This is a genomic window from Maritimibacter harenae (genome assembly GCF_009882975.1).
In the GTDB taxonomy this organism is placed as follows: domain Bacteria; phylum Pseudomonadota; class Alphaproteobacteria; order Rhodobacterales; family Rhodobacteraceae; genus Maritimibacter; species Maritimibacter harenae.
The window spans coordinates 1-15591 of the sequence record NZ_WTUX01000067.1 but is presented as its reverse complement, the minus strand read 5'-3'; the positions used below and the strand labels follow the sequence as shown (position 1 = coordinate 15591).

Here is a 15591-nt window from a genome sequence, read left to right as displayed (position 1 = left end):
CCCGCAAAGCCTGATAGGAAAGGCGCTCGCGCCACATTTGGGGCAGCCATTTCTGCGCTCGCAAACGTTAGTTTTTCCACAGAATCGGCGGTTTCCGGACCTTCTCTGCATGTGCGAACGATCAATTGCTTCACACGGAAACGGACATTCCGTCAGGGTCACGCCGCCGAGCCTGGGTATGATCTGCACGGGGCTGGAGCCGAACCTTCTCTGCGGGAGAAGAAATCCGATCTGTTTCGCTGGGTCGGGCATTTGCGAGAAGCGCTTGTCGATAAAAATTGCTGATATGGCGTCTCGGTCTCGAGTTGATAACGCGCTCCGGCTGGGTTTCTGACGACGCAAGCTTCCCAGGGTGGACGTGCGGGTTCGTTTCCCGCTATCTGGTTGCGACCTTGGTAGTAGTCTTACTCTTATTCAGCCAAGTTCTCGATTGTTTTGGAGTATTAAGCCATGTTCTGGAAAAAGAAGGAACCACAAGCGCCTGAGGAGCCGGTCCCTGCCACGGTTCCGGAAGCGCCAATGACGCAGGCTGACATTCTCCGAGAGTCGGCAGTCTCTCTCGCCGCCGCACTTAAGCAATACTCCGATGCCGCGCGCAAGGCGGCACGGCCAGATGAAGATCCTGAGCTCAAGAACGCTTACGAAACTGTTGCAGCAACTGAGAAGCTGGTAAAAGAGAGCCGCCTGGCATACGCGCTTGGACGTTGCTTGCCTGAGCATGTGAAGTACTGGCCTTCGTGGAGCAAGCGGGATGACTTCGAGAAACACGTAGGTTTTGACGCGGAAGACATTGAAGCCAGCAGCAGCGAGGAGCAAGGGGCTTACCGGAACGTCAATGTCTCAACTGTCAGCTTCAACTTCAAGGGAACGCGCTACCAGTTGAACCTTCGCGATGACGGGATGTCCTCTGCTCCGGGTGACCCATTCCGCTTCGGTGAAATCGAGGTGGTCGCAGAGGGCAAGAGGGTTGCCAGGTTTGGATTGATCGAGGACATCTCCAGCGAATTTTCGACGTGGACGTTCTCCGACGTCCGCACGCTGTTAGTTGGACCTTGGATGCAACATGTCCTGGACATGACAGCACAGATTGAGGCCTCGGACGAACGGCGACGGAATGAATTCCTTGATGAACGTGTCCGAGCAGCAGCGCGTGAAATCGATCTCGGCTAGTTGATTGCCTACGATGATCGTAACCATACCCAACAGCTTGTCACCCGCTTCGATTCTGGCGTTTGCCGCAGAGTTGGATGAGTTACCTCCCGCAGACCTCTACGAATTCGACTTCGGTCGCGGGCGGTGGTTCCCCCCGTTTTCGATGTTGCTGCTCGCCATCATCCTGAAGCGTTTTAGAGATGCGCGCCCGGACTGCCGCTGTCGCGCGCGGAACCACGAGAACCACACCTACGCTGCCCATCTGGGCTTCTTTCGCTCATTCGGCTTGCAGCACGGCAATGCGCCCGGCGCGGCCCCCGGCAGCGACAACTACGTGCCAATCACAGCGCTCGCGGTCGAGGAGATTAGACGAGAGGCGGCCGACCGCTGGATCGAGGTTGGTGATGTGATTGAAGGGAAAGCTCGCGAACTTGCGGGTGTCCTGACGCGAACCGATCAGGGCGCGTTGTTCGACACGCTATCGTACTCAATACGTGAGATCATCCGAAACACTGTGGAGCACAGCGAGGCCCCGGAGCTGCTCATCTGTGCCCAGTATTGGCCGAGCAGGAACGAGGTCGAGGTCGGTATCGCTGACGCTGGCATCGGCATTATGAATAGCCTCCGACGCAATCCTAGCTTTGCAGAGTTAGATGAGCGACAGGCGGTACAGACGGCACTCATGCCGGGTGTTTCCGGCAACCCGTTGGCTGGTACGGGCAGCGACGTTTGGCAGAACTCTGGCTATGGTCTCTATATGACAAACCGGATCTGCCGAAGTGGCGGAAAGTTCATGATATGCAGCGGCCACGCGGGCATTCAGCTAACGGCGACCAACAAGACGGATTTGGAGGGTAACTTGCCCGGAACGGCCATCCGCCTACTGATTAACACCAACCGCTTAACCGACTTGCGGGAGCAGCTTCAGCGCTTCCATGAAGAGGGGCGAAGGGCTGCGCAAACGATCCGTGGAGCTAACCGCAACTTCGCATCCACTGCGTCTCAGATGCTCTCTGTGGACTTTCAAAGCGACCAAATTGACGACGATTTTTGATCGCCCCCGACGCCTGCAACACGCCTTCAATCCGGAGTGGTAGAACGGCATCATGGGCTTGGTGGTATTCGGCAAATTACAGCGAGCGTGTATGTTTGGGAGGCTCGTGCTTTGTATTTGTCAAAGACTTTCGCTCCTCCTGCGTCACCGTCACTGATCCAAAAATGATGCTGTGCTTCGCGTGAATGTCGGCAATGAGAAACGCCTCAGTGCTGCAATGTCCACTTCGCCAATGGCAGGTTTGGGCCGAAAGCGGCACCAGATCAAAACGGCGGCGAGTGGACCTGGTTGTCAATGGCAGGAAGCGGTCCGTTGCTCTCTTGCTGCAATGGGCATCGATCGGTCGCACTAATCTTTCCGAGGCGCTCGGCCCGCGCGCATGATTTCCGGCAGCGCCACCGCCAGAAGGCTGCCGCCTGCCAGGGCAAAAACCCAGGTGCCTATGAAGCCATAGAGCAAGGCGCCACCGACACCTCCGACCGCAAAGGCGGACAGTGTTAGGGTATGTAACCCTAGCTTCGGCAGCGCTGTATCCGGAGAACCTCCGGGCTTAATGAGGGCTGCCAGGCCGATCCCGATATCCGTGGCCATCCCTGACACATGCGTGGTGCGAACCCGCGATCTGGAGATGAGGCTGGTTACCGCATTCTGAAGGCCCATCACAGTGCTTAGCACGCAGACGAGCAGCATGTTCGACACGCTAGCTGATGTTGACAGGATGAAACCCAAGGCAAGGACGATCACCCCCTCAGCCGCGATCGTGATGGCATAGATCGATCGGATGCCTCGTTGCTCTCCGAAGGTGATCAAGCCTGCGGCCAACGACGCTCCGCCAATGAAGAGCACCAATAGCAGCAAGAAGCCAAGACTTGATCGCCAAGAGCCGCGCGCGACTTCGTCTGCGAAGGCAGAGACGTTGCCTGTCATGTTCGCCGTGAAGGAACGCGCGATGAGAAAGCCTACCGCGTTCAATGCTCCGGCAACTACGGACAGTGCTGCAGCCAAGTACCGATCAATAGTCCCGTTTCGTTCATCACCGACATGGATCAGCATGTTCCGGCCCCTCACATTGGCGCGGGTTATGTTACCGGCGCGACATGTCGGGTGCAAACTCCTGCTGGTTTGTCGTCAATCAAGTAGCCTGTTCTCTGGCGGGAACTGTCTCCTGCGGATCGGCGCCTCGGGAGCGGAACGCAGTCCTTCGCCGCAGTCTGAACGAATGGGAGCTACGGGCCGGAGACCCAGCGCCCTCCACAAGAATAGCCGACGCGGATTTCCGCGCCGGCCTTGGTCGTCCGCAGGTTTCATTGACTGACGGCCTACTGGCCGCCGGTGGGGGCTTTTGTCGCTTTGGCCGCGCGGGCGGCCTTGCGGGCTTCACGTTGTGCGATGCGGGCGTCTTCGTTCGCCTTGATCGCGGCTTGGGCTTCGTCCTTCGACATCAGGCCGATGGAGGCCAGATACTTCAGGGTCGATGCGCTCAAGTCACCCTCGAGCGTCTTCAGGAAGGGGCGGGCCTTGTCCGCGCCCATCTCTTTCAGCTTGGCCAGCGTGGCCGAGCCGATTTCCTTCTCGGCTTGTTCAACGACCTTCGCCTTGGCGAGGTTGGCCTTGAACTTCGCCTTGTCGGCGCGCGCCTGGGCTTTCCAAGCGCGTTCTTCGAGTTTGTTGTCGAATTCCATCTTGAGAACTTTCTCTTGTTGCGGACTGAACAGGACGTGCGTTCGTTTTCCGGGGACCAAAAAAGAAATCCTCATGAGCCGTCGATTTCTGGATCTGAGAGCGGTTTGCTCTGTCCGTGCTTCTCGTCTTTGGCCTTGGCTTCAGCGTCTTCGAGCGTGGTCGCTTCCGGCTGAACGCGGCGCAGGACGGCGTCCCGGATGCGTTGGGGGATGGCTGCGATCAGCGCGTCACGGAAGTTCTGGGCTGCCGTCGCGAGGGCTCGGGCTTGTGCCAGCTGGTGGTCGACCTCGTCCTGCGCGGCGGCCTGGGCCGCGTCGCGCGTGCTCCGGAACGCGCGCAGGAGCTTCTTGCGCAGTCGCCCCGTGAGGGGGGTGTCGCCCGAGTCCTCGGGCGGCGCGATTTCAGCGCCGTTGATCGCATCCTCCAGAAGCTCTTCGGCCCATCCGATCTCGACTTCGCGCGACGTGACGGCGTCTTCCCGCGCCGAGACCTCATTCTCACGCTTGGCGACTTCGCGACCATGGTCGGCCTTCTCCGCCTCCCAAGCGGCCGCCTCTGCCGCCAATGCATCCTCCTTGTGCGCGAGCGCCTTGTCGCGCTTGCGCACGCGTTTCTTCTTCTTGCGCAGCCGTTCGTCTTCCTGCTGGCGCCAGACATGCGGGGGCACATGTTGCCGATACGCGGGCTTCTCCTTGCCGGCCGTTTCGGCTTTTCGCCGGGCGAGCGCCCGCTTCTTCCCGCGACGCAGGCCAAGGTCCGCGAAGAATGCGCCGATGTCGTCCTGGGCCGCTTCGTAGTTCGCGAGAAGCCCATGTTTGGTGGGGGCGAGTAAGGTCTGGGTGCCCCGGCGCTTGCTCGTGGTCTGGTCCCAGACCGCGATGATCGCATGGATATGCGGTGTGGTCTCATCGCAGTCGAGGCGTGCCGTGATGACCGCATCTCCGAAACGGCTCTCGAGCCATTCAACGGCGCGATCCGCAAACTGGTTCTCCCGAGACGTTTGAGCCGCGGTGAACATCATCGAGGGATCGTCGCTCCCCTGGTCTTTGGCGTCGAACCAGTCCTTGTGCGCCGTGATGATCACCTCGCGCAGCGGACCGTTTTGTGAGGTCTTCCACGGATCGATCAGCCCGCGGTCGGCGCGGGCGAGCCAGTCCTTCTTTCGTCCCAGCGCGTGGAGCGCCTCCGTCTCCTCGGCGAAGTTCTCCTGCTTGATCGCTTCGAGCTTGCGCTCGAAATCTTCGCGCCATGTTCCGGTGCCGATGAGGTTGTAGCGGTTCAGGACCCGGCGCGCCGGGTCGCAATGCTTCGACCCGCGACCGCGGCGGGCCTCGTGAAGCGCGTAGCGGGCGAACTGGGCCGGAAACATCGGCTGGAACCGAAGGACGATGGGATGTTTGGCTTTCTGTTTCTTCTTGGCCACGGGCTGCTCCTGATCTGGTCGATCAGGACGTCGGTTCGTCGCCTCCGAGCCGGAAACCGAAGCTCCGGCAGGTCTGCGGGGGATTTACTCACTAGAGAAGTGACAGCCGGGCCTGCGGCCCGCCCTGTCACTTCCCGTTCGGCAGGGGACACCCCTGCACCCCGGCGCCGCTCGCGCGGCGCCCGGGAGGCGATCCTCTTTCCCGGACCCTCCCCGGGCAAAGGGAACGCTCGCCGCTACCCTCTGCACACCCTCGGCGCCGCTGGCGGGCAAAGCAAAGCCCTCGGCGGTTTTACTCTGCACTCTTTTCCGCCGTCCCCCGACGGGCTCGGGGCGTCGTTCTGCACTCCCCCAAGGCCCCCTGCGCCCGGACAGGATGTTCCGCACACCTTCCCGAACCCTTCCGGCTCGCGCTCCCCGCGCGGGGTCGAGATGCGTTCCCCCTCTCGACGCTCTCCCCCTGACGCGCTTGAGGCGCGATGCGGGCGCAGTCGCGCGCGGCCCTGGCGTGACGCGCGCGCGGCTGACCCGCTGGAGTAGGTGGGTTGGAAGCCGGGCGTCTTCTTTCAAACAAGGAGACTTCGATGCTCGACACCCTGAACACTCAATCCGTGCAACAATGGCAGAAGACGCTGAAGCCGGGACATATCGTGACGTTCCGCTTTCCCGTCCGCGACTGTGACGAGACACCTAAGGTGCGGCCCTGCCTCGTGCTCGACGTGATCGAGCGCGGCTGCGTGCGCTTCGCGGTGCTCGCCTACGGCACCACATCGCGGACGAACGCGAACCGCGGCTTCGAGATCTACGTGCCCGGCGGGCTTGCCGGCAATCTCGCGGGCCTGCGCAAGCCCACGCGGTTCGTCGGCGCGCGCCGCGCGACCGTGTCGCTCGATCACCCGGACTTCGTCTGCAACCGGGAAGGCACGCCGATCCTCGGCCATCTCGTCGGCACCGCGTTCGATCGGATGAACGACGTGCGGGCACGGATCCATGCGTTCGCGGACATGCGCGAAGAGCGCCGCGAACAGCGCATGAAGGCTCGTCGTCGGGCGGCCGCGCACGATCGTCGTCAGCTGTCGCTGTTCTGAGGCGGATCGAGCCGCCGATCCCCCGGTCTTTCTTGGCGAAGGCCGGGCGGATCGCCCCTCTCACAGAAAAAAGGATACAGACATGCAAGGTTCACTCTCGACAAGCAACAAGCACCAGCTCTTCGTCGAACTCACCGATCAACGCGGCGAGCATGAGCGGCTCGAGGAAACACTGGCGGACGCGCTCGAAGCCGCGCGCCGCGTGCTCGGCGCGTTCCAGGAGATCCGGCACGAGCCCAGCAAGCGGACCGACTGGGCCATCGGGAAGCTGAGCGATCTCGTCGAAAAAGGCCGTCCGCTCGACGAGCTGTTCCGGGTCGAGCTCGGCGTGATCGGCGACCATCTCGCCAAAGCCGAGCTGCCGCCGGAACGGGATCAGACCCGGCGCGCCATCGCCGCCGATGTCGCCCGGGCCATTCGCTTAGCGCAGCGCGTCGCCGATTATCTCGCGGCTGAACGCGAGATTGGCTGGCACCGCGGCCAGCGCCTTTAGGGCGCCAAGAACACGGGACTTTTCACCCCGTGAGGGCGCGCCGGCATCCATCCTTTCTGCTGCCTCGAGCCGGCGCGCCCGACCTCTCCGGTCGACCATTCGAACCCCCTTGAAGATCCGATTTCCGGGAATTTTCGGATCGCACCAAGTCCTTTTCGAACAACCTGAATTGAAAAGAGAACAGAAGAGCAAAACAATGGCCGCTGATCACACCGCTGACACCCAACACAACATCTCGATCGGTCTCATGACCGGCGAGCAACTCGCGCAAGCGATGTTGTTTTCTGGCGCAAGTCAATCTTTCCGCAATTGGCTCAAGCGGGCAGGGATTGAGCCTGTGCCCGGTCGGCGGGGCATCTATGATCCGAAACATGTGCGCGCGCGGTTGGACGCGATCCAAGGGCTGCCGTCAGACGATGCGAAGGGGCAGGGCGCCGACGTCGTGAGCCTTGTCGAAGCGCGGAGGGCACGTCGTGGCCAGGGTTGAACTCAAAGGCGTGCACCGCGTGCGCAAAGTCCTCGCGAGTGGTGAGGTGCGCGAGTATCACTATGTTTTTCGTGGCGGACCGAAGTTTTGGGATAGCACGATGGCGTTCCGCCCTGGCGACCCGGACTACGCGGTGGCTTATGTAGAGGTCGAGAAGGGCGTGAGACTCCGGGCCAAGGTCCCGAGCCGTGGACTCACTTCCGAAGCCATTGACCGCTTCATTTCTTCGGCGCAGTTCACGACGAAAGCCGAACGCACCCAAAAGGACTACAGGAAGTATCTGGACGCGTTCGCGGCCGAATTCGGTGAGGATCCAATCAAGATGTTCGAAGAGCGCGCGGTCCTTTCCGAAATCAGCGAGTGGAAAGACAAGTGGGCCCATTCGCCGAAGCAATACGACTATGCCACGACGGTCGTGACCCGTTTCCTGAACTGGTGTGAAGAAGATTCCCGCATCTCTGGCCACTATCACAAGAAAATTGCGCGGCTCTACGGGTCGGACCGTGCCGAGATCATCTGGCTTCCCGACGAGCTGGCGGCGCTCCGTGCCGTCGCCACACCGCTCGAAGCGCGGATTCTGGATGCGGCGTCAGAGGGCGGGCTAACGCCGCAGGATATCGGCATTCTGACGCATGATCATGTTCAGCGCACACCGCGGGGCCGGCGGCTCCTGTTTCGTCGCACGAAATCAGGCAAATTGCAGAGCATTCCCGTGACGCCGACCCTGGCGCGTCTGATCGATACGACGCCCGAGGGGCAGAACCTACTCGTCACCTCGCTCACGGGCCAGCGCCTTACAGCCCACCGCGCCTCACAGATTATCCGCGATCTGAAAGACCGTGCGAATGCGAAGGCCAAGAAAGGGGGGACCGGTATCCACGTGCGCGACGAACTCAGGCTCTACGATATGCGCGGCACGGCGGCGACCGAACTCCTCCGCGCCGGCTGCTCGCTCAATGAGATCGCAGTCACCATGGGGTGGGGGCTGAGGCATGCCGCGAACATCATCGAGAAATACGCGGCCGTGGTGCCGGAAGTCTCCGATGAGGTGCTTGCGAAGCTGATCGCTGCGAGAAAGGAGGGAGGCTAGCGCGTGGATTGAATGTTGCGCGATCTCTTATTGTGTGCGGTTCCGGCCCAGAGCCGACTTCAATCAACCAGATGGTGAATGACTGCTTTTTCTCGTGGAGTGACGACCCGCTGAGATCACAGGTCGGGACTTTCCCAATAGAGTGGTTACGCTGCTGACCGTTTAAGTTCCTACTCCTTGGCCGCGTGCCGAGCGACAGATTGCAATTGCTCGAACACTTGGAACCGCACGGTATGAAGGTCCTCAATCAGGCCTCTTTGCGGACGGAACACCTGGGCGAATGAGGACATTTCTCGCATCGCCGTCTCGATGTCTCCGTGCACACCGGCGGCCACGCTGCCAAGTATCGCCGAGCCGAGAAGCACGGGCTCGTCGGCGGCCGGTATCGACAGCTCGACGCCCGCAGCATCTGCAAGGAGTTGCCGGACAATATCGCTCTTCCCGGCCCCGCCGCTCAGCACCACGCGATCGACCTTGGCACCTTTTTCGGACTGGGCGCGCAGGATCTGGCGGAGACCGTAGCCAATCCCGCACAACCCGGCAATGTAGAGGGCCAGAAGGCTGTCGAGGTCCCGCTCCATGCCAAGGCCCGCGATAACGGCGCGCGTGTGCGGATCGGCGTAGGGCGCGCGGTTACCCAAAAAGTCCGGCACGACGTGCAGGGCACCTGCCAGCCGCGCGACATCGGGATCCCCGGCAAGCTGCGTTTCAGCCCGCTGCGCCAGCCAAGCAGGCAAAGACTGACCCTCCCGCGATGCGTTGGCGTGAGCCTCGGCGTAATGCGGGTGAAATTCGAGCAGATGGTCGATCGCAGCCCCAGCGGCGGATTGCCCACCCTCGTTGAGCCACATACCCGGCACCATTGCAGAAAAATACGGCCCCCATACCCCCGGCACGAAGACAGGATCGCGGGTTGTGGTCATGGTGCAGGAGGACGTGCCGAAAACGTAGGCGAGGTTGGAGACCGCGCCGCCACCGTCCCGCGCACCGACAGAGCCGATGCCGCCAGCATGGGCATCGATCAGCCCCGCCGCGACGGCTGTGCCGGGCGGCAGTCCAAGGTCGGCCGCCGCCTGTGCACTCAGGCCTGTCCCCAGCGATGCACCGGGATCGACGACCGTTGCTCCAATCCTTTTGAACCCGTCATCTGCAAGATCACCAAGGCCGATGGCTTCGAAATAACTGCGATCCCAAGCCTTTTCATGCGCCATGTAAGTCCACTTGCACGTCACGGTGCACACCGACCGCGACAGGTCGCCCGTTGCCCGCCATGTCAGGAAATCGGTCAGATCCAAGAACTGCCAAGCCCGGGCATAGATTTCAGGCAGGTTCTCCTTGAGCCAAAGCAGCTTGGGGGTCTCCATCTCCGGAGAAATGCGACCACCGACATAGTCGAGCACGCGATGCCCGATTGAGTTGATACGGTCCGCCTGCCCGAGTGCGCGGTGGTCCATCCAGACGATGACATTGCGCTCTGGATGGGTCGGATCTCCGACCGGAAGCGCTTCGCCGTCCGGGCCAAGCACAACCAACGAACAGGTCGCGTCTATCCCGATGCCGCAAACAAGGTCGGGAGCGACGCCCGACGCATCCATTGCGCTGCGGACGGCCTGGACCACCGCCTGCCAGATGTCCTCGCCCGATTGTTCTACGATGACGCCGCCGTCGCGATGGACCGAAATGGCGCATTTGTCGGTTCCGACCATGTGGCCGTGTCTGGTGAACACCCCTGCGCGCGCGCTTCCGGTGCCCACATCGATCCCGATGAGATAGCCGTCTGCCTGTTCGGTCATGCCGTTCCTCCGGTCGGTTGGCGGCGATCAGAGATCGACGCTGTTGGGCAGGATCACAAGATCCCGGATCACGACGCCCGGGGGCCGGGTCAGCATGAAGACGACGGCCTCGGCAACCTCGCGCGGCTGCATGAGTGAGCCGTTTGCCAGCGCCTCTTCCATCTTGGCCTTCGGCCAGTCGTCCAGCAGAGCGGTCACCACAGGCCCGGGAAGGACGGCGCCCATGCGGATACCGTGTTCGCTGACCTGTCGCCTGGTCGCATGCAGGAAGGCTTGCACCGCATATTTCGACGCGGTGTAGATCGGCTCCCAGACGACCGGGGTGACACCCGCAACCGAACTGGTGAAGATCACGTCACCGGATTTGCGCGCGATCATCCCGGGCAGCACGGCGCGTACGCAGCGGAAGGCGGCGTTGATGTTGAGGTTCAAAACCTTGTCCCAGACATCCGGGTCGCCTTCTGCCGCGGGCCCACCGACATAAGCGCCCGCATTGGCGTGGAAGATGTCCAGGGGACCGGCCAACTCCTCGATCTGCGACACCATGTCGGACACCGCCGCTCCGTCGAAGAGATCGAGGACAAGCGGATGCGCGCCCTCGCCCAACTCCTCGCACAGGGTTTCCAGCCGGTCTTGGGCACGATCGATCAGGACGACCTTGCAGCCCTGTCCCAGCAAAGCCCGCGCACATTCGAGACCGATGCCCGAGGCGGCGCCTGTGATCGCCGCCGTCTTTCCTTCCAGAGATTGTGCCATTGGAGTTCCTCTCTCTTCGGTTCAGGCGCGGCCGTGACTGGCGCGGGAGCGGCGAGCAAGCGAGTCGACGATGACCGCGACGGCGAGGACAGCGCCGGTGATCATGTAGCGCAGCGACGAGCTGAGGTTCAGCAAGGTCAGGCCGTTCGAGATCGCCATGATGACCAGGACGCCCAGAAGCGCCGACCAGGCCGAGCCGCGCCCGCCGAATAGGGATGTGCCTCCGATCACTGCCGCCGCGATGGCGTTGAGGTTCACATCGCCTGTGCCCGCTTGCTGGCTGGCGGATGCGAGCCGCGCGGCAGAGAATACACCGCCGAGGGCTGCGAAGGTTGAACACAGGACGAAGGCCGAAAGTCGGATGCGCCGAACGTTGATACCGGCCCGGCGTGCCGCTTCGGCATTGCCGCCGACGGCAAACATCGACCGGCCCCATTGCGTGCGTGTCAGCGCATAGTCGAGGATCACCACGAAGAGCACGAAGACACCGAACATCCACGGCACGCCGCGCCCCTGTTCGAGGTAATAGACGATGAACAGCAGCGCCGCGGTCAGGATCGCCGCCTTGATCAGGACGACCGTCATCCCGCCCGAGGACAGATTGGCCGCACTGCGATGCCGCATGGTTCTCAGGCCGCTGAAAATCATCACCGCGCCCGGCACGAGCGCCAGCGTGAAGGCCAGCCATGCCGGAATGATCATGATCTGACCAAAGCGCACGAGGCTCGATGTGAACGGCAAATTGATGGAGCCGGTTGGGCCCAGGATGTAAAGTTGCATTCCGAGAAGCGCCAGCAATCCTGCGAGAGTGGCCACGAAGCTCGGCATCTCGAAGCGGTTGCACAGGTTGCCGTAGACGAAGCCGGTCAGCGCCCCGGCCAGCAACGCCCCGGCAATGGCCAGCGGCAGCGGCAATCCGGTATTGACCCAGAGAACGCCGATCACGGCAGAGGCGAGTCCGCTCATCGACCCGATGGAGAGGTCGATCTCGCCCAGAAGAAGAACGCAGACAACGCCAAGGGAGATGAAGCCGACCGCAGCCGCATCAAAAAGCAGGTTTACAAGGTTGTTGGGCGCCAGGAAGACCGGGTTCAGCGTGCTGAACACAGTGGAGATCAGCAGCAGCCCCACGATCACCGGCAGCATGCCAAGATCGCCTGACCGCACCCGGTCAATGAACGCGCGGACCTCGCCTCCTATGCCCTCGTCGTGGCGGACGCGCGTGTCGGCGCGGTCCAGCTGCGCCGCCAGGGATTTGGTGTCGTGGCTCATGTCATCCTCCCTGCGTTTCGAGAATGCGCGCGGTGCGACGCGATACGGAGTTCTCTGTTGCGCCGGTGATGGCGGCCACGAGTTCCTCATGCGTGTTGTCGGGCGTGAAGACGCCGTTGTTGCGCCCCAGGCGCAGAACGACGATGCGATCGGCGACGGCGCGTACATCTTCCATGTTATGCGAGATAAGGATGACGCCATGACCGCGGTCGCGGACGCGCTCGATGAGATTGAGCACCTCAGCCGTCTGCGCGACACCGAGCGCCGCGGTCGGCTCGTCCAGCATGATGATATGCGGGTCCAGAAGCAACGATCGTGCGATTGCAACCGTCTGTCGTTGTCCGCCCGAAAGCGACGCAATGGGCTCCCTGACCGACGGGATGCGCGCTGCGAGTTCCTGCAGGAGCGTCCAGGCACGGACTTCCATCTGCACCTCGTTAAGTCGCCACGGGTTCAACTCGTGACCAAGGAAAAGGTTGGCAACGACATCGAGATTCTCGCACAGGGACAGGTCCTGAAAGACCGTGGCGATCCCCATCTCAAGCGCCTTGCCCGGCGTATCCAGCGTGACCGGCTTGCCGAGATACTGGATCGAACCAGCGGTCGGCTGGTGAACGCCCGCGAGTGTCTTGACCAGTGTGGACTTACCCGCACCGTTGTCACCGACAAGCGCCACAACCTCACCCGCATGCACGTCGAGCTCGATATCTTCCAGCGCGGTGATCGCGCCGAATTGTTTGGAGATACCGCGCAGTCGGAGAATGAGGTCTCCGTGATCGCGGCCCCGGCTTGCCTTGGTCATTGCTGTTCCTCCTCCCAAAGGCTTTCAGCGCGGCGCTCAAAGTCGCCGCGCCGCTTCTCGTTACTCGACGAGGCCGAGATCACGACATGCATCGACATATTCGGCCGTGCAGACCTCATCGGTGGTCTGGATGCCGGTGTCGAAGATTTCCGCCTTGATGTTCTGGCGTGTCACAACGGCCGGCACGAACAGCTCGGAGGGCGTATCGTAAAGCGTGGTCTTCGGCTCGGGCGTTTCCCCCTTTATGAAGGTTACGGCGACCTCCGCGGCGGCTTCCGCCACGATTTCGGAAGGTTTGGAAATCGTGTTGTACTGATCGCCCGCAATGATGCGCTGCAGCGCCGCAATGGTGGCGTCATTGCCCGTTACCGGCGGGATAGGATCGACCCCGGCAGCCTTCAAAGCGGCGATGGCGCCGCCTGCGGTGCCGTCATTTGCAGCCACGATACCCGTGATCTCGTCGCCGAACCGTGTGATCTGTCCGGCAGCCCATTCCTGCGCCCGTGGCGGCGCCCAGTCGGGCGTGTCGAATTCCGACAGCGTCTCGTAGGGGGAATTGTCGAGCGAACGGTCGATACCGTCACGGATCAGACCGGCTGCGGCGTCGGTGGGCGAGCCGTTGATCTGCAGCACACCAGAGCCTTCGGCCACACCTTTGGCCTGAAGATGCTCGACCAGCGACTGGGCGATGGCGTAGCCGATACCCTCGTTGTCGAAGGAGACGTAGTAATCCGCCGGGGCGCCCGGGATCGGGCGATCGTAGGCGATGACCTTGACGTCCTGCGACTGGGCGATCTGCACCAATGCCGCAGCTGCAGAGGAGTCGACCGGGTCGAGCACGATAATCGACGCGCCCTGCGCGATAACTGAGTTGAACTGCTGCTGTTGAAGAGCAACGTCGGCATTACCGTTCTGATAGATCAGGGTGCAGTCGGGGCAAAGCGCGTTCATGGCGGCCTGGAATCCCGGCCAGTCATGCTCTTCGTAGCGGGTCGATGCCTGGTCGGGCATCAGGAACGCCACCGTTGTCGCATCCTGCGCAAGCGCAGGAGCGGAAATAGCGCCAAGGCTCAGCGCCGAAGCGGCAGCCATCAGGGTTGTCTTGGTCATTCGTGTCTCCTCCACAATGTTGGTGCTTTGAAAATCGCCATGCGACCACGCGCGGCGAGTGCGTGGCTGTCCGGATCAGATCGCGGATGACGCCTGGGCTCCTCCCCTCATGCGATTTTCACCTGCAATATCGATTGCGCAAATGAGCTCAATCGATTGAGCAATGATTGTCAGCGACACTGTTTCCTGTCAAGATTTTCGTATGGACAGCCAAAGCGAGGCGACGATGGTGGCAGACGAGGGCGAAGAAATCTCAAAGCGACCAACGATTTACGATATCGCGGTCCTCGCGGGCACATCCCCGAGCGCTGTCAGTTCTGTTCTCAACGGAACTTGGAAAAAGCGTCGAATCAGCGTGAAGCTTGCGGAGCGTGTATCGCGAGTTGCCGAAGAACAGGGATACACCACGAATATCCAAGCCAGCGTGCTACGCAGGGCGCGGTCCAAAATCATCGGCATGATCATTCCGAAATACGACAACCGTTACTTCGGCGCGATCGCGGAGCATTTCGAAGCTCGCGCACGTGATCAGGGTCTCTTCCCGGTTGTCACATGCACCCAGCGTGACCCAGCGCTTGAAGTCGAGGCGGCCAAGGAACTGATCTCCTACCAAGTGGAAACCCTGATCGCGACAGGCGCCACCGACCCCGAGCGTATAACCCAGATCTGCCAGGCGGCACGCGTCCGTTCTATTAACCTCGATCTGCCAGGGTCCGGAGCACCCTCAGTTATCTCCGACAATTACACCGGCGCCATGGACCTCACTGACGTCCTGCTGGACAGGTGCAAGGAGGACCTAGGCTGGCAGGGGCCGCTGACATTCGTGGGAGGGCGGCTCAGCGACCACAACACTGCAGAGCGCCTGCGCGGGTTCCTCGACGCCCAGAAACGCCGTGGCATCGATCCGCAGCAGGCGAAGGTGCTGGCGCTGGGGTATTCCGCTGACAACTCGGAAAACGCCTTGATGTCATGTGAGACAACAGGTCCGACGGGACTGTTCATCAACTCGACAATCTCGCTGGAAGGGGCGATGCGGTGGTATCGGAAACAATCGGCGAAACAGTCGAACATGATACGTTTCGGATGCTTCGACTGGGATCCTTTCGGAGAATTCCTGCCAGGAAACGTCGGCATGGTGCAGCAGGATGTCGAGACGATGCTGGACCGGACGTTCGAACTGATCGGGTCTGATGCCAAACCTGACAACCCGGTGCTCGTGCCGTGCATCTTCAGGCCTGTTCGGACGGAAAAGCGCGGATAAATGACATTGATGCTGGCCGCAGCGAAGGGCCGCTTCCCGCCGATTCTGTGGAAAAACTAACGTTTGCGAGCGCAGAAATGGCTGCCCCAAATGTGGCGCGAGCGCCTTTCCTATCAGGCTTTGCGGG

At 61.6% G+C, this 15591-nt stretch carries 16 protein-coding genes; 8 read left to right on the top strand and 8 right to left on the bottom strand.

Going from position 1 to position 15591, the window contains the following annotated elements; all coding sequences use genetic code 11:
- The 3 genes from GQE99_RS21655 to GQE99_RS20550 all read left to right on the top strand — a co-directional run.
- Nucleotides 1-285, top strand: a 285-nt coding sequence (locus GQE99_RS21655) for a hypothetical protein (RefSeq protein ID WP_235917319.1), incomplete at its 5' end; no start/stop codon positions are given.
- Nucleotides 286-450: 165 nt separating this feature from the next.
- Nucleotides 451-1170: a hypothetical protein gene (locus GQE99_RS20555; RefSeq protein WP_161353825.1), complete on the top strand. Its 720-nt coding sequence runs from the start codon at nucleotides 451-453 to the stop codon at nucleotides 1168-1170.
- Nucleotides 1171-1183: 13 nt separating this feature from the next.
- On the top strand, nucleotides 1184-2206 hold the full coding sequence (locus GQE99_RS20550; RefSeq protein ID WP_161353824.1) for a sensor histidine kinase: 1023 nt from the start codon (nucleotides 1184-1186) through the stop codon (nucleotides 2204-2206).
- Nucleotides 2207-2554: 348 nt separating this feature from the next.
- On the opposite strand, the gene GQE99_RS20545 is transcribed toward GQE99_RS20550, so the two are convergent.
- The 3 genes from GQE99_RS20545 to GQE99_RS20535 form a co-directional block, all read right to left on the bottom strand.
- Entirely contained in the window at nucleotides 2555-3259 is a 705-nt protein-coding gene (locus tag GQE99_RS20545; RefSeq protein WP_161353823.1) for a YoaK family protein, read from the bottom strand.
- 266 nt (nucleotides 3260-3525) lie between these two features.
- Nucleotides 3526-3888, bottom strand: a complete 363-nt coding sequence (locus GQE99_RS20540) for a hypothetical protein (protein WP_161353822.1) — start codon at nucleotides 3886-3888, stop codon at nucleotides 3526-3528.
- Nucleotides 3889-3959: 71 nt separating this feature from the next.
- Complete coding sequence (locus GQE99_RS20535) at nucleotides 3960-5312, bottom strand: plasmid recombination protein (RefSeq protein WP_161353821.1); 1353 nt, start codon at nucleotides 5310-5312, stop codon at nucleotides 3960-3962.
- A gap of 584 nt (nucleotides 5313-5896) precedes the next feature.
- Here GQE99_RS20535 and GQE99_RS20530 point away from each other — a divergent pair.
- The 4 genes from GQE99_RS20530 to GQE99_RS20515 all read left to right on the top strand — a co-directional run bounded on the left by GQE99_RS20530 (nucleotide 5897) and on the right by GQE99_RS20515 (nucleotide 8470).
- The gene (locus tag GQE99_RS20530; protein ID WP_161353820.1) at nucleotides 5897-6400 is read left to right on the top strand and encodes a hypothetical protein; all 504 of its coding nucleotides are present in this window, start codon (nucleotides 5897-5899) and stop codon (nucleotides 6398-6400) included.
- 82 nt (nucleotides 6401-6482) lie between these two features.
- Nucleotides 6483-6893: a hypothetical protein gene (locus GQE99_RS20525; RefSeq protein ID WP_161353819.1), complete on the top strand. Its 411-nt coding sequence runs from the start codon at nucleotides 6483-6485 to the stop codon at nucleotides 6891-6893.
- Nucleotides 6894-7089: 196 nt separating this feature from the next.
- Complete coding sequence (locus tag GQE99_RS20520; protein WP_161353818.1) at nucleotides 7090-7380, top strand: hypothetical protein; 291 nt, start codon at nucleotides 7090-7092, stop codon at nucleotides 7378-7380.
- Entirely contained in the window at nucleotides 7367-8470 is a 1104-nt protein-coding gene (locus GQE99_RS20515) for a tyrosine-type recombinase/integrase (RefSeq protein ID WP_161353817.1), read from the top strand. The genes GQE99_RS20520 and GQE99_RS20515 overlap by 14 nt, the downstream gene beginning before the upstream one ends.
- A gap of 170 nt (nucleotides 8471-8640) precedes the next feature.
- On the opposite strand, the gene GQE99_RS20510 is transcribed toward GQE99_RS20515, so the two are convergent.
- Genes GQE99_RS20510 through GQE99_RS20490 form a run of 5 tightly spaced genes read right to left on the bottom strand, consistent with a single transcriptional unit; the run spans nucleotide 8641 to nucleotide 14203 of the window.
- On the bottom strand, nucleotides 8641-10263 hold the full coding sequence (locus GQE99_RS20510) for an FGGY-family carbohydrate kinase (RefSeq protein ID WP_161353816.1): 1623 nt from the start codon (nucleotides 10261-10263) through the stop codon (nucleotides 8641-8643).
- Between the two features lie 27 nt (nucleotides 10264-10290).
- Nucleotides 10291-11019 (bottom strand): SDR family oxidoreductase, encoded by a 729-nt coding sequence (locus tag GQE99_RS20505; RefSeq protein WP_161353815.1) that lies wholly within the window; start codon nucleotides 11017-11019, stop codon nucleotides 10291-10293.
- 21 nt (nucleotides 11020-11040) lie between these two features.
- Nucleotides 11041-12291, bottom strand: coding sequence for a sugar ABC transporter permease (locus tag GQE99_RS20500; protein ID WP_161353814.1), 1251 nt, complete (start codon nucleotides 12289-12291; stop codon nucleotides 11041-11043).
- Nucleotide 12292: 1 nt separating this feature from the next.
- Nucleotides 12293-13093 carry an ATP-binding cassette domain-containing protein gene (locus tag GQE99_RS20495; RefSeq protein ID WP_161353813.1) on the bottom strand — a complete coding sequence of 267 codons (801 nt, stop codon included), beginning with the start codon at nucleotides 13091-13093 and terminating at the stop codon, nucleotides 12293-12295.
- 60 nt (nucleotides 13094-13153) lie between these two features.
- Entirely contained in the window at nucleotides 13154-14203 is a 1050-nt protein-coding gene (locus tag GQE99_RS20490) for an ABC transporter substrate-binding protein (RefSeq protein WP_161353812.1), read from the bottom strand.
- A 202-nt stretch (nucleotides 14204-14405) separates the two neighbouring features.
- On the opposite strand from GQE99_RS20490, the gene GQE99_RS20485 reads away from it, so the two are divergent.
- A complete protein-coding gene (locus GQE99_RS20485) occupies nucleotides 14406-15464 on the top strand; it encodes a LacI family DNA-binding transcriptional regulator (RefSeq protein WP_235917318.1) in 1059 nt (352 codons plus the stop codon).
- The last annotated feature ends 127 nt before the right edge of the window (nucleotides 15465-15591 follow it).

Coding starts and splice junctions, on each gene's coding strand:
- GQE99_RS20555 (WP_161353825.1), top strand. CDS start 451: ATGTTCTGGAAAAAGAAGGAACCACAAGCGCCTGAGGAGCCGGTCCCT.
- GQE99_RS20550 (WP_161353824.1), top strand. CDS start 1,184: ATGATCGTAACCATACCCAACAGCTTGTCACCCGCTTCGATTCTGGCG.
- GQE99_RS20545 (WP_161353823.1), bottom strand. CDS start 3,259: ATGCTGATCCATGTCGGTGATGAACGAAACGGGACTATTGATCGGTAC.
- GQE99_RS20540 (WP_161353822.1), bottom strand. CDS start 3,888: ATGGAATTCGACAACAAACTCGAAGAACGCGCTTGGAAAGCCCAGGCG.
- GQE99_RS20530 (WP_161353820.1), top strand. CDS start 5,897: ATGCTCGACACCCTGAACACTCAATCCGTGCAACAATGGCAGAAGACG.
- GQE99_RS20525 (WP_161353819.1), top strand. CDS start 6,483: ATGCAAGGTTCACTCTCGACAAGCAACAAGCACCAGCTCTTCGTCGAA.
- GQE99_RS20520 (WP_161353818.1), top strand. CDS start 7,090: ATGGCCGCTGATCACACCGCTGACACCCAACACAACATCTCGATCGGT.
- GQE99_RS20510 (WP_161353816.1), bottom strand. CDS start 10,263: ATGACCGAACAGGCAGACGGCTATCTCATCGGGATCGATGTGGGCACC.
- GQE99_RS20505 (WP_161353815.1), bottom strand. CDS start 11,019: ATGGCACAATCTCTGGAAGGAAAGACGGCGGCGATCACAGGCGCCGCC.
- GQE99_RS20500 (WP_161353814.1), bottom strand. CDS start 12,291: ATGAGCCACGACACCAAATCCCTGGCGGCGCAGCTGGACCGCGCCGAC.
- GQE99_RS20495 (WP_161353813.1), bottom strand. CDS start 13,093: ATGACCAAGGCAAGCCGGGGCCGCGATCACGGAGACCTCATTCTCCGA.
- GQE99_RS20490 (WP_161353812.1), bottom strand. CDS start 14,203: ATGACCAAGACAACCCTGATGGCTGCCGCTTCGGCGCTGAGCCTTGGC.
- GQE99_RS20485 (WP_235917318.1), top strand. CDS start 14,406: ATGGACAGCCAAAGCGAGGCGACGATGGTGGCAGACGAGGGCGAAGAA.